Here is a 16,361-nt window from a genome sequence, read left to right as displayed (position 1 = left end):
GTTCATTTAAAGACATCTTTTGTTCCTTATATTGTTTGAAAGTAATCCTTGTAAAATCCACCGACTTTACCACTATTATCAACAACGAAGTAAAATTCTTCTGTTTCATTTTTCACTTCATATTCTTTTCCTACTGTTAACACTCTATTAACAATGTATTTGCTTGCATCGGTATGTATACATTTTACTTTTTTTATGGATTGTTTATTTTCCCAATTGTGATGTATCATTTTTATTGCCCCTTTCCTTCTAGTACTATCCTAGTATAAAGGGAAACCGATACATTGTGCAACATGTTCTCATTATGAAACCAAATTCTCTTGTTCCTTTACCATCCATTTAATCTTATTTCTTTCAAAAGTAAACCATTTTCCTGTAGCTGCTTGCAGAAAAGTCACATAGCAAACGCCATTAATCCAATCTAAGCGTTTGAAATCCATTGCATAATAGGATGTATGATCATACTTGATAACATATAAATTATTATGTTCTTGAATATACATATTATGACCTTCTTTCTATGATGTCGTTAGTATTCTATACCACAGAGAGAGTGTTCGTTAAACCAAAAATTTATTTTCTTACAATATTATTAACGTCGATTGTTTCGGAATGAACGCCAACTCTCCTCTATAACTTCGTTTTTCAGCATGTCTTCTTGATTACAGACATATACGAACGCCTGCCATGTAGAGTTGTCGCTATATACTGGTACTACCATGCGTTCATAGAGATTATCCACTCCATTAGGTTGATAATCTTCAAATTCATCCAGTACCGTCAATTCATCTATTGGGACTTCATATAATTCACCAAATACTTTTTTGTGATCATCTATTATTAAAAAGGGATATTCCAAGTTAGCGTCATATAATCTACCAAAAATCCAAGCATCATCCGCTATACAAGAACAATTCTCCATCATATAATGATTTACTTCATCCTTAAGCAAGGATCCATATACAAAAACTAGTACCGTTTCTTTCATTCTATGCACCTTTCTTTTTTAATAAGAATAGGAAAATCTATTCTAGTATAAAAATAATAAAGGGGGTTTCTATTGTTAGAAACCCCCTTTATCCAAAATTAAATCTATTGATCAAGCCTCAAACAACAAGGATTCTGGATCTTCTAGTAATGCTTTTACTCTTGCTAGGAAGGTAACTGCTTCTTTTCCATCAATAATTCGATGGTCATAGGATAAAGCAAGATACATCATTGGACGATTTTCCATTCTTTCTGCATCAATTGAAACCGGTCTTAGTTGAATTTTATGCATTCCTAGAATTCCAACCTGTGGTCCATTAAGAATTGGAGTAGATAACAAGGATCCGAACACCCCACCATTTGTAATCGTAAATGTACCGCCTTGCAAATCACTTAAGGAAAGTTTATTATTTCTTGCTTTACTAGCAAATTCTAAAATTTCGCCTTCAATTTCTGCAAAATTTTTACGGTCTGCATCTCTTAATACCGGTACAACAAGTCCTTCATCTGTTGATACTGCAATACCGATATCATAATATTTTTTCAAGACAATCTGATCGCCTTGAATCTCTGCATTTAATAGCGGTGCTTTCTTTAAAGCAGCTACTACTGCTTTCGTAAAGAAAGACATAAATCCAAGCTTCACCTCATTTTCTTTTTGGAAGGCATCTTTTCGGCGATTTCTAAGTGCCATGATATTTGTCATATCTACTTCATTGAAAGTAGTGAGCATCGCTGTATTTTGTTTTACTTCTAATAATCGATTAGCAATGGTTTGTCTTCTTCTTGTCATTCTAACTCTTTCGACTCGATTATCTGCTTCCACTGAAGGAGTTGTTGCTGCTGGTTTTGGAGCTTGTGCTGGCTTAGTTGGAGCAGCTACTTGCTTTTGCTCGTATGCTGCTACATCTTGCGCTCTAACTCTTCCTAATGGATCATTTGTTTGGACAGCCGTTAAATCAATTCCTCGTTCTCGAGCCAATTTTCGAGCTGCTGGAGAAGCAATCGGTAGTTGTTTCGTAACTGATTGATCTTCTTGTACCTTAGGTTGTTCTCCTTTTGGCGCTTCAGTTTTTTCTTCTACTACCGGCTTTTCTTCCACTGTTTCAGCTGCTTTTGGTTGTTCAACTGCTCCTTGTGCATTTACAATCGCAATGGTTTCACCAACTTGCACGGTATCTCCTTCATTTGCTTTTAGCTCTTGGATGATTCCGCTTTCCTCTGAAATAATCTCTACATTTACCTTATCCGTCTCTAGTTCAACGATATAGTCGCCCTTTTCCACATACTCCCCTGTTTTCTTTAACCATTGTGCAACTGTTCCCTCTGTAATTGATTCAGCTAATTCTGGTACTTTAATCTCTGCCATTATAATTTCTCCCCCTCAATTCATTCCAGTGTCAATGCTTCATTTACAATTCTTGCTTGATCTTTACGATGAACAATTGGATCCCCTTCAGCAGGACTAGATCTTCGTCTTCTACCAACATATTGTAAGGAAATAGTATTTGGAATTAGCTTTCTAATTCTAGGTTCCATGAAACTCCATGACCCCATATTTTTTGGTTCTTCTTGCACCCAAACTATTTCTTTTAGATTTGGAAAACGTTGGATAATTTCTGCTAGTCTTTCTTCTGGGAAAGGATATATTTCTTCCACTCTTGCAAGATGAATAGCATCAGCGTTTGCAAGATTTTGATATGCTTTATACAAATCAATGGAAATTTTCCCTGTTGAGAGAACTAATCGAGTAACGTCCTCTTTATTACCACCTGCGTTTTCGACTTCCAAAATGGAATGGAAAGCTCCATCACTGAATTCTAAACCATTTGAAGCAACATCCGCGTTACGTAATAAACTCTTTGGAGTCATGATAACTAGCGGGCGTACTTCTTCTTTTTTCAGAATAGCTGCCTGTCTTCTTAAAATATGAAAGTATTGAGCAGATGATGATAAATTAGCTACAGTCCAGTTATTTTCTGCTGCTAAAATCAAGAAACGTTCTAGTCGCGCACTTGAATGTTCTGGACCCTGCCCTTCATAACCGTGTGGAAGAAGCATAACTAATCCAGATTTCTGTCCCCATTTCGCTCTACCAGCTGCAATGAATTGATCAAATATTACCTGTGCCGCATTTGCAAAGTCACCGAATTGAGCTTCCCATAATACAAGTGTCTCTGGTGCATGTACATTGTAACCGTACTCAAATCCTAAGACAGAACCTTCTGATAATGGACTATTATGAACGGCGAAGGAAGCTTTTGCAGTAGATAAAGTATGCAACGGAGAATATTGTTCTCCAGTCATATAGTCATGCAGGATAATATTACGATGAGCAAATGTTCCACGTTCTGAATCTTGACCAGAAAGACGAATTGGTGTACCATCCTCTAGTATTGTAGCAAAAGCCAATGTTTCTGCCAGTGACCAATCAATTTTTCCGTCGCCTTCCAATGCATCATTTCTTCTTTTTAAAACTTTTCCTAATTTATCAAAAATTTGAAATTGAGGTGGATATGAAAGTAACTCTTTATTAACTTGTTTTAGTTGCTCCATTGGAACAGCTGTATTAATTTGCGGTAATTGTCTTTCTACCGAATTAGGCGGATTCGTAATGATTGGATCCTCTTCTTTCTTTGGTACTCTCGCATGTGCCTTTTTTAATTTTTCAATCACTTCTTCTCTAATTTCATGAACATCCTTTTCTCGAATAACATTTTCCGTTACTAGCTTTTCGCCATATAACTTTGTAATAGTTGGGTGATCATGAATTAACTTGTACATTAATGGATTAGTTGTCATTGGTTCGTCCATTTCATTATGTCCGTATCTTCTATACCCGATTAAATCAATTAAAAAATCCTTTTTAAAGGTTTCTCTGTATTCACATGCAAGTTTAGCTGCTTTAATACAAGCTTCTGGATCATCGGCATTGACATGGATAATCGGTATTTCAAACCCTTTTGCTAAATCACTAGCATAGCGAGTTGATCTGGAATCACTAGATTCGGTTGTAAAGCCGATTGTATTATTAGCAATGATATGAATGGTTCCGCCAGTACGATATCCCTTTAGCCCAGTTAAGTTTAATGTCTCAGATACAATTCCTTGCCCTGGGAAAGCGGCATCCCCGTGAATTAAGATAGCTAGAGACTTATTAGAATCCTCCTCTGGAAAACCCGGTTTTGTTCTGTCATCTTGGGAGGCACGTGTAAAGCCTTCTACTACAGCTCCAACAAACTCAAGATGACTTGGATTATTTGCGAGTGTCAAGCGGACATTTGAAACATTATTTGCTTTAATTTGTCTATCTAATCCTAAATGATACTTAACGTCCCCTGTCCATCCAAAGCTAATTCCAATTGATCCTTCTGAAGGAACTAACTGTTTATTAGGAGCATGCTGAAATTCTGCAAAGATCATTTCATATGGCTTCTCTAATACATGTGCTAGAACGTTTAATCGTCCTCTGTGCGCCATACCAATATTAATATTTTGTGCACCGTTAATGACTGTTTCTGATATGATTTCATCAATTAGCGGGACCATTGTATCAAGACCTTCTATAGAAAATCTCTTTTGCCCGACATAGGTTCTATGTAAAAAATTTTCAAATTCTTCTACTTCTATTACTCTTTTTAATAATTTTTTCTTTAATTCTTTATGACAAGCTGGCTTTAGGCTGCCCGATTCTACTTTTGCCTGTAGCCAATTTTTTTCTTTAATATCATTCACATGATAGTATTCAAACGCAATTGTCTTCGTGTAAATATCTTTTAAATACTGAACAGCCTCAAAGCCATTTACTACATGCTTTGGCGCATCTGGACAAATTAACGAAGCTGGTATTTTTACTAAATCCTCTTTTGTAAGATCAAAACGAGAAAGTTCAAATAAATCATATTCTCTCTTATGGTCATTTAATGGATAAATATCTGCCGCTAAATGGCCATATGCCCTAATCTTATTTACTAATGTAACTGCTGCAATAATTTTTTCAACTTGAACTTCGGATTGTAGAGATAAATGATCTGTGCTAGTTTCTTCTTGCGTATCAATAGGGGGTCCCCATTGATCAAAGTGCTTTTTCATATCTTCATCAACTGAATTTGGATCTTGAACATATTGCTCATAAAGCTCCATTACAAGCCCTAAGTTTGGCCCATAAAATTTTGGTTGGTATGAGACTGTACCATCAGATGGCTTCTCCATGAAAATTTCCCTCCACCACTTTTAATATCATTTTTATCTTCCCTTTGTTATTGCACAATACACCTTCTAGTGAAAAAACTTTTTAAAACGTTTACATTTCTATTCTATCATGGTTTAATACCAGCTTCAAAAGTTTTACACATATTTATAGTAAAAAAATTAAAAATATTTTTTATCGCCCCTAACTTTGGAAAAAAAACAATCTTACTAGTAAATCTTATGCAACTTTCATCATTACATGACAAACGAAAAAAGGAAGTTCCAACCTTGTCTTGAATAAGGTAGAACTTCCTTTTCTCTTATATAGGAAAGCGAACGATGACTTTTGTCCCTTGTCCAACTTTACTTTTAATTTCAATTTTCCCTTTATACAATTCGACTATTTTCTTCGCAATTGCCAAACCAAGTCCTGTTCCACCCTGTTCTCTACTCCTTGCTTTATCTACTCGATAAAACCGATCAAATACTTTATCCATGTCCTCTTTTGGAATCCCGATTCCTTGATCACTAATTTCTAGGACAAAGTGATGGTCTGTTTCATACGTATGAAGAAAAATATTTTTTTCATGAAAGGAGTATTTAACTGCATTATCAAGTAAGATGGTGGCGATTTGCTGCAAATGCTGTTCAGATACTTTATAAAGATGAAGTGAATCTAGCGTTAGTTGAAAGGAAAAGTTTTGATGAAGCATCCTAAAATCTTGAATAGTGTGCTCTAATAACCACTTTACTCTTTCTGGTGTTAAGTCTGATTCGACTCTATTCTGTTCTAATCTTGATAAATCTAATAAACTGATGATTAATTTTTTTAATCTAGTCACTTCCTCCGTCGATGCCTGAAGAGACTCTTCTAATATATCTTGGTTATTTTTCCCCCATCTATTTAACATAGATAGATGTCCTTCTAATACAGAAACTGGTGTTCTCAATTCATGGGAAGCGTCTTCAATAAATTGTTTTTGTTGTTGGAAGGATTGTTCAATCACATCCATCATCTCATTAAAAATAATTGTTAAATCAGCAATTTCATCTTTTTGCGGATACTCTGGCATTCGTTCCTTAAAACCACTACTTTTAATTTTTTTCATCGTTTTTGTTATGGAATTAACAGGTCTCAATAATAAATAGGAAATAAAATAACCAATCAGTCCACTTATTATTAAAGCGGCAATTGCAAACATTGACATTGCAAAACGTAGATGTTCACGAACTTGATCTAATGATTGGAGAGATCTTATAATTTCCACTCTTCCATTAAAGGTAGGCATCTGTAATTCCTTACTGTAAACCAATGAATTCTGCTCACCAATAGAAACATAATGAAATTGTTCGTCATTATATATTTCATTAGGCTCAATGATAGGGAAATCACCATTCATATCGGAAAAAATGGCATGTCCATCTTCATTCAGCACTCGAATCAGCTGATTATTATTATTCAATTTCTCCAATAAGGAAACGTTGGCTTCAAGCTCTTGGTCCGAAAAATCGTTTTCCTGCAAACTTAATTGTTGGACGACTTGCTCCATTGCTTCTTTCATATCCGTTTCTTCCTGGTTTAATAACCAAGAAGAAACTGTATGAAATTCAAAAAAAGAAAAAATGGAATAAGTAAAAAAAATGCTGAAGGATAATCCAAGTGTTAATTTCCACTTCCAAGGTAAAAGAGATATTTTCTTTATAAATTTCATCTCATCACATATCCTATTCCTCTGACCGTTTCTATATAAACTTCTTGTCCAGTTGGATCAAGCTTATTTCTTAAATACCGTACATAAACATCAATCACATTTGTTTCTACTTCTGATTCATATCCCCATATTTTCTCCAATAATACATCTCTAGATAAAACAATATTAATATTGGTCATAAACATATAGAGTAAATCGTACTCTCTTTTCGTTAAAGACAGAATCTCTTCCCCTTTTTTGGCAATATGTGATTCCACCTCAAGGGTAATATCTTTGTATGTTAATTTTGTCATTACTTGATGGGAAGAATTTTTTTGTGGTTCAATTCTACGAAACAACGCACGGAGTCTTGCTAAGAGTTCTTCAATAGCAAAGGGCTTAATTAAATAATCATCTGCTCCACTATCTAATCCTGATACTCTATCTAGAACACTATCACGTGCCGTTATCATTAATATAGGGGTGTTTTTTGTTTGGCGGAGCCTTCTGCATACCTCAATACCGTTTAATTCAGGCAGCATAAGATCTAGTAAAATGATATCCCAATCTTCCTCTAATGCCTTTTGAAGACCGCTTCTACCATCTGAACAAACCTCTGTCTTGTATCCTTCATACGTTAATTCCAATTCGATAAATCTCGAAAGGTTTTTTTCATCTTCAATAATCAAAATTTTTTTCATCATATCACGCTTTCTATTCAACATATGCATCGTTATAAGCGTAATGTTGAAAATTTATATAAAAATAAATTTCAACAAAACTGCTTTAACTGGTGTAAAGATATCGTTATTTTATCATGTTAAAAGCCTGATATACAAAAATTGTTTATAACGCTTAGTTTTCTTTTGAAAACATAGAATCCATTATTGCATGTGCCATTTCAACAAATTGAAATCCGAATAAGGATGCAGCAGTAATGGAACTAAATACGATCATTGCAATGCGAAGAAAATGCATGTTTCATCTCTCCTTTATATTGAACTTTTGCTAAGTGAAATGATAATAGCGTTTCTTCTTTACCCATTTCCTAGCTTGTGTTAAGCACTTGATTCAAACTTTAGCAATTAAGTTAAATCTCTTTTCCAATGTGCTTAAGTGAATAAAACAAATGGTATACCTCTTTTTGTAAAAAATCATGAAAGAAACATTAAAATTTGATGAGAAGAAAAAATTGGGCATAAACTTCAAAAATTAAGCCATTATAAAGATAGAATTATTTTGTTCTATAGATTAATTTTGAAAACACTTTATCAAGGGATTTTCAGTATGTTTAGGAGGATTTACATTGAATATTGGAAGAGCGATTGAAATAATGAATGCAGCGGATATTGTAGATGTTAGTTATCAAGGTGAAAAGGTAATTATCCAAAATGTGGATGAGGAAACGAAAAAAGCAAGAATTTATACAAAAGCAAATCCTGATCACGAGCTAGATGTTGATGTGTATCAATTAATTGAAGAAATCTAATATTATTTTCAGCTTATTTACAATAGGAAGAATAAAGAATCTTTTCAGAAATGAAAAATAATTGTTGCTAACTTTTTAAATATATAGTAAATTAATAGTCAATTACATACGTAATTCTTATCAAGAGAGGTAGAGGGAATGGCCCGAAGAAACCTCAGCAACCTTCAGTAGCCTACAATTACTGAAAAGGTGCTAATTCCATCAAGCATAAAGGCTTGAAAGATAAGAAGAATGACCATTAAATAATCAAAGTCTTCTTCTTATAAACGAAGAAGACTTTTTTCATGGCGTTTTTCTTCTTCCCCCTTCTTGATTTGCACTAATTACATAAAAAAATTCCATTTATTAGAATAGGAGAGTTATAGAATGTACAGTTTAGAGACGAAGTTAGCACAAATTGGAAATCGAAGTGAAACAACGACAGGAGCGGTAAACCCACCTGTATATTTCTCTACTGCTTATCGCCATGCAGGTATTGGGGAGTCAACTGGTTATGATTATACGCGTACTGGCAATCCTACCCGAGAAATTTTAGAAAACGCAATTGCTGATTTAGAAGAAGGCGATCGTGGATTCGCATGTAGCTCGGGAATGGCTGCAATCCAAACAATCCTTTCCCTCTTCCAAAGTGGTGATGAGTGGATTATTTCTAAAGATTTATATGGAGGCACTTACCGATTACTAGAACAAGGCTATAAAAAATGGGGCCTTCGATGTACGTACGTTAATACCTCAGATACAGATGCTTTGCGTACAGCAATTACTCCAAATACAAAAGCAATCTTCCTTGAAACTCCTACTAATCCATTAATGGAACAAACGGATATTTCTGAGGTTGCTTCCATTTCGAAAGAAAACGATATTCTACTTATTGTTGATAATACTTTTTATACTCCCATAATCCAACAGCCAATCCGTTTAGGGGCTGATATTGTCATCCATAGTGCGACTAAGTATTTAGGTGGCCATAACGATGTCCTAGCAGGTCTTATCGTCGCAAAAGGAGAAGCACTTTGTAATGAGCTTGCTTTACATCATAATTCTGCTGGTGCTGTTTTAAGCCCGTTTGATTCCTGGTTATTAATGAGAGGAATGAAGACATTATCATTAAGAATGGAGAAGCATGAAGAAAATGCGAAAATACTCACTACTTTCCTTCAAGAGCATGATGCTGTTGTCGATGTTCTCTATCCTGGTCGAGGCGGAATGATTTCGTTTAGAATTCAAAATGAGACTTGGGTCAATCCATTTCTGCAAAATTTAACACTTATCTCTTTTGCAGAAAGTCTAGGTGGAGTGGAAAGCTTTATTACCTATCCAGCTACCCAAACCCACGCAGATATTCCATTAGAAGTTCGATTAGAAACTGGTGTTGATAACCAGCTATTACGTTTTTCCGTCGGGATTGAAAATGTTAATGACTTAATTAAAGATTTGGATAAAGCTTTTTCCATTGCAAAGGGAATTGCCAAGGAGGTAACAATATGAGCACACCATATACATTTGAAACGAAATTACTTCACAATAAACATAAATTTGATCCAGAAACGGGAGCAGTTAGTGTGCCAATTCAGCACGCTTCTACCTTCCATCAAAAGGATATAGATGAATTCGGCAAATATGATTATAGTAGAAGCTTAAATCCAACGAGGGAAGCATTGGAAGAAGTTATAGCAGAATTAGAAGATGGTACACATGGATTTGCCTTCTCATCTGGTATGGCTGCTATCTCCACTGCCTTCCTATTATTATCGCAAGGTGACCATGTTGTTATTTCAGAAGATGTATATGGCGGTACTTATCGTATGGTTACTACTGTATTAAATCGCTTTGGCATTGACCATACCTTTGTGGATATGACGAATTTAGAGGCAGTCGAAGCAGCTGTTTTACCAAACACAAAAGTTTTCTATGTAGAAACACCTTCCAATCCATTACTAAAAGTAACCGACATTGAGGCCATTAGCCTTCTTGCAAAAAAATACAATGTGTGGACATTCGTTGATAATACTTTTTTAACACCTGCCCTACAAAAGCCATTGACATTAGGTGCAGATGTTGTCCTTCATAGTGCGACTAAATTCCTGTCTGGGCATAGTGATGTTATTGCCGGCGTTGCAGTTGTAAAGGATCCTGCTCTTGCTAAACAAATTGGCTATTTGCAAAATTCCTTTGGCGCAGTTCTTGGTGTACAGGATTGTTGGTTGCTGCTTAGAGGAATCAAGACTTTACATGTTCGTATGAAGCATTCAAGCGATGGTGCACGAATTATTGCAGAACATTTGCGAAACCACCCATTAATCAAAAAAGTGCATTATCCTGGCTTTGAAGACCATCCTCAATACGCAATCCAGAGAAAACAAGCGTCCAATCCAGGGGCAGTATTTTCCTTTGAATTACATACAGAAGAAGCAATGAGGACGTTTGTTGAAAATGTGAAACTACCTGTTTTTGCTGTTAGTCTTGGTGCAGTTGAATCTATTCTTTCGTACCCTGCAAAAATGTCCCATGCGGCGATGGATCCTGCTGCAAGAGCAGAACGAGGAATTACAGATGCACTCCTTCGACTTTCCGTTGGGCTAGAAAATCCTCAAGATTTAATCAATGACTTTGAGGCAGCACTGAAAAAAACAGCAGAGCTACATTATATTTAATGGAGGAATACGATGAGTTTTCTGAATCGGCTAAAAAGTGAAATTTTAATAGGAGACGGCGCTATGGGTACCCTCCTCTATTCTTACGGGAAGGATACTTGCTTTGAAGCATTAAATCTTTCCCATCGAGAACAAATAGAGCAGGTTCATCAAGCATATATTCATGCTGGCGCAGATATCATTCAAACTAATTCATATGCTGCCAACTATTTAAAATTACAACGATACGGACTTGAAGATAATGTAAAGGAAATAAACAGTGCTGCCGTAAAAATTGCCAAACAAGCATCCAAGGATAAGAATGTCAGTGTTTTAGGTACAATTGGCGGTAACCGAGGAATGAAGCCTCAAGCCATTAGTTTAGAAGAAATAAAGCGAAGTTTTCGGGAACAGCTTTATTGTTTACTACTAGAAGGCGTCGATGGTATTCTCTTAGAAACATTTTATGATCTCGAAGAATTAGAAACCGTACTCCAAATTACCAAAAAGGAAACAGACCTTCCAGTCATTGCTCAGGTTTCTATTCATGAAATTGGCATATTGCAAAACCAGATTCCTCTAAAGAATACTTTTGACAGATTAGAAGGATTAGGAGCAGATGTTATCGGACTGAATTGCCGGTTAGGTCCACACCATATGATAGCATCACTTGAACAGATTCCATTACCGAAGGATGCCTATTTATCCGCATATCCAAATGCTAGTTTGCCTGCGTTTATTGACGGAAAATTCGAATATAAAGACAACGCAGAATATTTCCGAAAATCAGCAGAAGAATTCCGCAAACAAGGTGTTCGACTCTTAGGGGGATGCTGTGGAACAACACCTGAACATATTAAAAATTTTGCTGAAGCACTGAAAAATGCTTCCCCTCTTACAGAAAAATCGGTTCTATCTAATAAAGCTGTTGTTGATTCCATCGTTCTTCACTCCCCTCCCCCACGGGACTACACACCTTTGGAGGAGATTGTGAAAGAAAGAGCTTCCGTCATTGTGGAATTAGATCCACCTAGAAAATTAGATACAACTCGATTTTTTGAAGGGGCAAAAAAATTAAAAGAAGAAGGCATTGATGCCATCACCCTTGCAGACAATAGCTTAGCATCAGCACGTATATCCAATACCGCAATTGGTACATTAGTAAAACAAAATATTGGCTTACGTCCCCTTATTCACATTGCTTGTCGCGATCGGAATATGATTGGATTGCAGTCTCATTTAATGGGATTACACACATTGGGACTACATGATGTGTTAGCTATTACAGGCGATCCAGCTAGAGTTGGAGATTTTCCAGGTGCTTCTTCTGTTTACGATATGACTTCCTTTGATTTAATTTCGATGATCAAGCAGTTAAATGAAGGTCTCTCCTTCTCTGGAAAAAATCTAGGACAGAAGACAGCTTTTTCTGTTTCTGCTGCATTTAATCCAAATGTACGCCAAGTGGATAAGGCTGTTAAAAGGCTAGAGAAAAAGATTGCATGCGGAGCAGATTATATTATTACACAGCCAATCTATTCAGAAGAAAAAATTGTTGAATTATATGAAGCAACTAAACATATTGATAAACCAATTTATATCGGTTTAATGCCATTGACGAGCAGCAATAATGCCGAATTTTTGCATAATGAAGTACCTGGAATTAAAATTGATGATTCGATTCGTCAGACAATGGCGCAATTAAAAGACAATCCAGAAAAAGCTACCCAAGAAGGATTGAATATTACGAAGTCGCTAATTGATACTGCAACCACCTACTTCAACGGTATCTACTTAATAACACCTTTTTTACGATATGAGCTTTCCGTCGAATTGGCTCGCTATACAAAAATACGAACTGCTGCAACTAGGAGGAAATCTGATGCAACAAATATCATTAGCTGAAAAACTTAAACAGAATATCCTGATTATGGACGGGGCAATGGGAACGATGCTCCAACAGGAGAATTTAACAGCAGACGATTTTGGTGGCGAGGAATTAGATGGATGTAATGAAAATCTAACTTTCACAAGACCGGATATTATTTCCAAAATTCATGAAGCCTATCTTGATGCTGGTGCAGATATTATTGAAACAAATACGTTTGGTGCAACGAAACTTGTCCTAGATGAATATCATCTAGGACATCTTGCTTACAAACTGAACATAACCGCAGCAAAGCTCGCCAAAGCTGCAGTTTTAAAATATTCTACTCCAGAGAAGCCGCGATTTGTCGCTGGGGCAATGGGACCTACAACCAAAACATTAAGTGTGACTGGTGGAACTACATTTGAAGAGCTCATCGCTTCTTATGAAGAACAAGCAACTGGTTTAATTGATGGAGGTGTGGATATTCTCCTCCTCGAAACAAGTCAGGATATGCTAAATGTGAAAGCAGGCTTTCTCGGAATTAAGCAGGCTTTTTCAAAGACAGGTAAAGAACTCCCGTTAATGATTTCAGGCACGATTGAACCAATGGGAACAACACTTGCTGGCCAGTCTATCGAAGCTTTTTATATTTCCGTTGAACATATGAACCCAATTGCAATCGGATTAAACTGTGCGACAGGTCCTGAGTTTATGCAAGATCATATCCGTTCCCTTTCTGCTCTTTCTAAGTTTGCTGTTAGCTGCTATCCTAATGCCGGTTTACCCGACGAAGAAGGACATTATCATGAAACAGCAGCCTCGCTTGCTAAGAAATTAAGCGGTTTTGCAAAAGAAGGCTGGCTAAACATTGTCGGTGGGTGCTGTGGGACAACGCCAGAGCATATTCGAGCAATCGCTGATAAAATGAAGGAGATTGCCCCTCGTAAAGTGGCTGTAACAAACTATCATATGGTTTCAGGCATAGAGCCCTTCATTTATGATGACCCAACATTAAGGCCAATAATGGTTGGCGAACGAACGAATGTCATCGGTTCACGAAAATTTAAACGGTTAATAAATGAAGGCAAATTTGAAGAAGCATCAGAAATTGCCAGAGCGCAAGTTAAGGGTGGCGCACATGTTATCGATATATGCTTAGCAGATCCTGATAGAGATGAACTAGTGGATATGGAGCTTTTTATGAAAGAGGTTGTTAAAAAAGTAAAAGTCCCTCTAGTTATCGACTCTACTGATGAGGAAGTAATTGAAAAAGCCCTCTCCTATTCGCAAGGAAAAGCAATTATAAATAGCATCAACCTAGAAGATGGGGAAGAAAGATTTCAAGCCATTGCCCCTCTCATCCACAAATATGGTGCCTCTGTTGTTGTAGGAACTATTGATGAAGATGGTATGGGAGTTACGGTCGATAAAAAGCTAGAAATAGCGAAACGCTCTTATGAATTATTAACGAAAAAATATAAGATTAATGGACAGGATATTATTTTTGACCCACTTGTTTTCCCAGTAGGTACTGGCGATGAGCAATACATTGGTTCTGCTAAAGCAACAGTAGAGGGCATTAAACAAATTAAGGAAGCTTGTCCCGATGTTCAGACAATCCTTGGAATAAGTAATGTTTCCTTTGGTCTCCCTCCTGTCGGTCGAGAAATATTAAATAGTGTCTTTCTTTACCACTGTACCCAAGCTGGCCTTGATTACGCAATCGTCAATACAGAGAAGCTAGAAAGATTTGCGTCCATTAGTAAAGAAGAAATCGAGTTAGCAGAAAAGCTGTTATTTGAAACTACGGATGAAACATTAGCTGTTTTCACCGATTTCTATCGAGATAAGAAAAAAGAAAAAATTAATTCCCTTGAACATTTAACCTTGGATGAACGATTAGCTTATTATATCGTGGAAGGAACAAAAGAAGGCTTACTAGATGATTTAGCAATCGCCCTTACCTCCTACAGTGCACCATTAGATATTATTAACGGTCCGCTAATGGATGGAATGAAGGAAGTCGGTCGGTTGTTTAATGATAATCAATTAATCGTTGCGGAAGTGCTCCAAAGTGCAGAAGTAATGAAAGCCTCTGTTTCTTATTTAGAAGATTTTATGGACAAAAATGTTTCTACATCAACAAAAGGAAAAGTCATCTTAGCAACGGTTAAAGGAGACGTTCACGATATTGGGAAAAATCTTGTAGATATTATTCTCTCAAACAATGGCTACGAAGTTATTGATTTAGGAATAAAAGTTCCTCCAGCAGAGTTAGTTTCTGCCATCCAAAAGGAGCAGCCAAACATCGTTGGTTTATCTGGTCTTCTTGTTAAATCAGCTCAGCAAATGGTGTTAACAGCTGCCGATATGAAACAAGCTGGAATAGATATTCCTATTTTAGTCGGCGGAGCTGCTTTATCAAGGAAATTTACGGATACGAAAATTTCAAATGAATATGATGGATTGGTACTTTATGCGAAAGATGCCATGAATGGATTATCCCTTGCCAATCAACTGACAAATGAAGAAGAGCTACTTATGCTTAAAGAGGAACATGAAAGAAAAAAACAAGCACTTTTAACAAAGCCAGTAAAAGATACTGTAAAACCTATTATTACTGGAATAAAAAGAAAAACAATTAATGCAAATGCACCTGTCTTCATACCACAGGATACAAAAAAGCATTTATTAACCAATTATACACTTGGTCATATTAAACCATATATTAATAAACAAATGCTGCTCGGACACCATCTAGGATTAAAGGGTAAAGTTGAAGTACTACTCTCTTCGAAAGATGAAAAAGCAGTACAATTAAACAATATGATTGAACAGCTTTTACAGGAAGCAGAGCAAAATAACTGGATTATCCCAAAAGCTGTTTATCGCTTCTACCCTGCTCAATCGGATGAAAACAAAATTTATATTTACGATCCAGAGGATGAGACTAAGCTATTGGAAACCTTTGATTTTCCAAGACAAGAAAGAGAACCACATCTTTGCCTCGCAGACTATCTAAAACCTGTCGATAGTGGCGTGATGGACTATGTTGCCTTTTTTGCCGTTACAGCTGGTACAGGAATTCGCGAAGCAGCAGAACAATTAAAGCGTGACGGAAGATTTCTTGAATCTCACGCCCTGCAATCTTTAGCGCTTGAAACAGCAGAAGGACTTGCGGAATTAATTCATCGTCAAATTAGAGATAGATGGGGATTCCCAGATCGCACAACCTTTACGATGAGGGATCGTTTTGCTGCGAAATATCAAGGACAAAGATTCTCCTTTGGATATCCTGCTTGCCCAGAATTAGAAGATCAGAAAAAACTATTTGCTCTTCTTTCGCCAGAAGAGATTGGTATTACTTTATCAGAGGAATGTATGATGGAACCAGAAGCATCCGTTTCCGCGATGGTATTTGCCCATCCAGATGCACGCTATTTTAATGTGCTATCAGGTTCTTTGTGAAATGGAATTATTTTTGCTATCTGAATACGTTT

At 36.4% G+C, this 16,361-nt stretch carries 13 protein-coding genes and 1 riboswitch; of the genes, 5 read left to right on the top strand and 8 right to left on the bottom strand.

From position 1 onward, the window contains the following. Nucleotides 1-26: 26 nt before the first annotated feature. The 8 genes from NYE52_RS11170 to NYE52_RS11135 form a co-directional block, all read right to left on the bottom strand. Entirely contained in the window at nt 27-230 is a 204-nt protein-coding gene (locus NYE52_RS11170; RefSeq protein ID WP_341193126.1) for a DUF6501 family protein, read from the bottom strand. A gap of 72 nt (nt 231-302) precedes the next feature. Beyond that, nucleotides 303-503 (bottom strand): hypothetical protein, encoded by a 201-nt coding sequence (locus NYE52_RS11165; RefSeq protein WP_341193125.1) that lies wholly within the window; start codon nt 501-503, stop codon nt 303-305. Nucleotides 504-592: 89 nt separating this feature from the next. Then, a complete protein-coding gene (locus NYE52_RS11160) occupies nt 593-988 on the bottom strand; it encodes a gamma-glutamylcyclotransferase family protein (RefSeq protein WP_341193124.1) in 396 nt (131 codons plus the stop codon). Nucleotides 989-1,099: 111 nt separating this feature from the next. Next, nucleotides 1,100-2,356 carry a 2-oxoglutarate dehydrogenase complex dihydrolipoyllysine-residue succinyltransferase gene (gene odhB / locus NYE52_RS11155; protein ID WP_341193123.1) on the bottom strand — a complete coding sequence of 419 codons (1,257 nt, stop codon included), beginning with the start codon at nt 2,354-2,356 and terminating at the stop codon, nt 1,100-1,102. A gap of 20 nt (nt 2,357-2,376) precedes the next feature. After that, nucleotides 2,377-5,199, bottom strand: a complete 2,823-nt coding sequence (gene sucA, locus NYE52_RS11150) for a 2-oxoglutarate dehydrogenase E1 component (RefSeq protein WP_341193122.1) — start codon at nt 5,197-5,199, stop codon at nt 2,377-2,379. A gap of 299 nt (nt 5,200-5,498) precedes the next feature. Further along, nucleotides 5,499-6,890: a sensor histidine kinase gene (locus NYE52_RS11145; protein WP_341193121.1), complete on the bottom strand. Its 1,392-nt coding sequence runs from the start codon at nt 6,888-6,890 to the stop codon at nt 5,499-5,501. Next, nucleotides 6,887-7,570, bottom strand: a complete 684-nt coding sequence (locus tag NYE52_RS11140; protein WP_341195163.1) for a response regulator transcription factor — start codon at nt 7,568-7,570, stop codon at nt 6,887-6,889. Before NYE52_RS11140 ends, NYE52_RS11145 begins: the two co-directional genes overlap by 4 nt. 154 nt (nt 7,571-7,724) lie before the next feature. Continuing rightward, nucleotides 7,725-7,847 (bottom strand): hypothetical protein, encoded by a 123-nt coding sequence (locus NYE52_RS11135; RefSeq protein ID WP_341193120.1) that lies wholly within the window; start codon nt 7,845-7,847, stop codon nt 7,725-7,727. A 328-nt stretch (nt 7,848-8,175) separates the two neighbouring features. On the opposite strand from NYE52_RS11135, the gene NYE52_RS11130 reads away from it, so the two are divergent. The 5 genes from NYE52_RS11130 (at nt 8,176) to metH (ending at nt 16,329) form a co-directional block, all read left to right on the top strand. Next, complete coding sequence (locus NYE52_RS11130; RefSeq protein ID WP_341193119.1) at nt 8,176-8,358, top strand: H-type small acid-soluble spore protein; 183 nt, start codon at nt 8,176-8,178, stop codon at nt 8,356-8,358. Nucleotides 8,359-8,472: 114 nt separating this feature from the next. After that, a riboswitch (SAM riboswitch) is annotated at nt 8,473-8,587 on the top strand. Nucleotides 8,588-8,724: 137 nt separating this feature from the next. Beyond that, nucleotides 8,725-9,846: a methionine biosynthesis PLP-dependent protein gene (locus tag NYE52_RS11125; RefSeq protein ID WP_341193118.1), complete on the top strand. Its 1,122-nt coding sequence runs from the start codon at nt 8,725-8,727 to the stop codon at nt 9,844-9,846. Further along, nucleotides 9,843-11,012 (top strand): cystathionine beta-lyase, encoded by a 1,170-nt coding sequence (metC, locus tag NYE52_RS11120; RefSeq protein ID WP_341193117.1) that lies wholly within the window; start codon nt 9,843-9,845, stop codon nt 11,010-11,012. Before NYE52_RS11125 ends, metC begins: the two co-directional genes overlap by 4 nt. A gap of 12 nt (nt 11,013-11,024) precedes the next feature. After that, complete coding sequence (locus NYE52_RS11115; protein ID WP_341193116.1) at nt 11,025-12,896, top strand: bifunctional homocysteine S-methyltransferase/methylenetetrahydrofolate reductase; 1,872 nt, start codon at nt 11,025-11,027, stop codon at nt 12,894-12,896. After that, nucleotides 12,874-16,329 carry a methionine synthase gene (gene metH / locus NYE52_RS11110; RefSeq protein ID WP_341193115.1) on the top strand — a complete coding sequence of 1,152 codons (3,456 nt, stop codon included), beginning with the start codon at nt 12,874-12,876 and terminating at the stop codon, nt 16,327-16,329. The genes NYE52_RS11115 and metH overlap by 23 nt, the downstream gene beginning before the upstream one ends. The last annotated feature ends 32 nt before the right edge of the window (nt 16,330-16,361 follow it).

The organism is Niallia sp. FSL W8-0635 (assembly GCF_038007965.1).
Lineage (GTDB): Bacteria > Bacillota > Bacilli > Bacillales > Cytobacillaceae > Niallia.
The sequence above is the reverse complement of the archived record's forward strand: the minus strand, read 5'-3'. Positions and strand labels throughout refer to the sequence as shown.

Excerpts from the sequence above, each read along its gene's own strand:
- NYE52_RS11165 (WP_341193125.1), bottom strand. The coding sequence starts at position 503 with ATGTATATTCAAGAACATAATAATTTATATGTTATCAAGTATGATCAT.
- sucA (WP_341193122.1), bottom strand. The coding sequence starts at position 5,199 with ATGGAGAAGCCATCTGATGGTACAGTCTCATACCAACCAAAATTTTAT.
- odhB (WP_341193123.1), bottom strand. The coding sequence starts at position 2,356 with ATGGCAGAGATTAAAGTACCAGAATTAGCTGAATCAATTACAGAGGGA.
- NYE52_RS11115 (WP_341193116.1), top strand. The coding sequence starts at position 11,025 with ATGAGTTTTCTGAATCGGCTAAAAAGTGAAATTTTAATAGGAGACGGC.
- metC (WP_341193117.1), top strand. The coding sequence starts at position 9,843 with ATGAGCACACCATATACATTTGAAACGAAATTACTTCACAATAAACAT.
- NYE52_RS11135 (WP_341193120.1), bottom strand. The coding sequence starts at position 7,847 with ATGCATTTTCTTCGCATTGCAATGATCGTATTTAGTTCCATTACTGCT.
- NYE52_RS11170 (WP_341193126.1), bottom strand. The coding sequence starts at position 230 with ATGATACATCACAATTGGGAAAATAAACAATCCATAAAAAAAGTAAAA.
- metH (WP_341193115.1), top strand. The coding sequence starts at position 12,874 with ATGCAACAAATATCATTAGCTGAAAAACTTAAACAGAATATCCTGATT.
- NYE52_RS11160 (WP_341193124.1), bottom strand. The coding sequence starts at position 988 with ATGAAAGAAACGGTACTAGTTTTTGTATATGGATCCTTGCTTAAGGAT.
- NYE52_RS11125 (WP_341193118.1), top strand. The coding sequence starts at position 8,725 with ATGTACAGTTTAGAGACGAAGTTAGCACAAATTGGAAATCGAAGTGAA.
- NYE52_RS11140 (WP_341195163.1), bottom strand. The coding sequence starts at position 7,570 with ATGAAAAAAATTTTGATTATTGAAGATGAAAAAAACCTTTCGAGATTT.
- NYE52_RS11145 (WP_341193121.1), bottom strand. The coding sequence starts at position 6,890 with ATGAAATTTATAAAGAAAATATCTCTTTTACCTTGGAAGTGGAAATTA.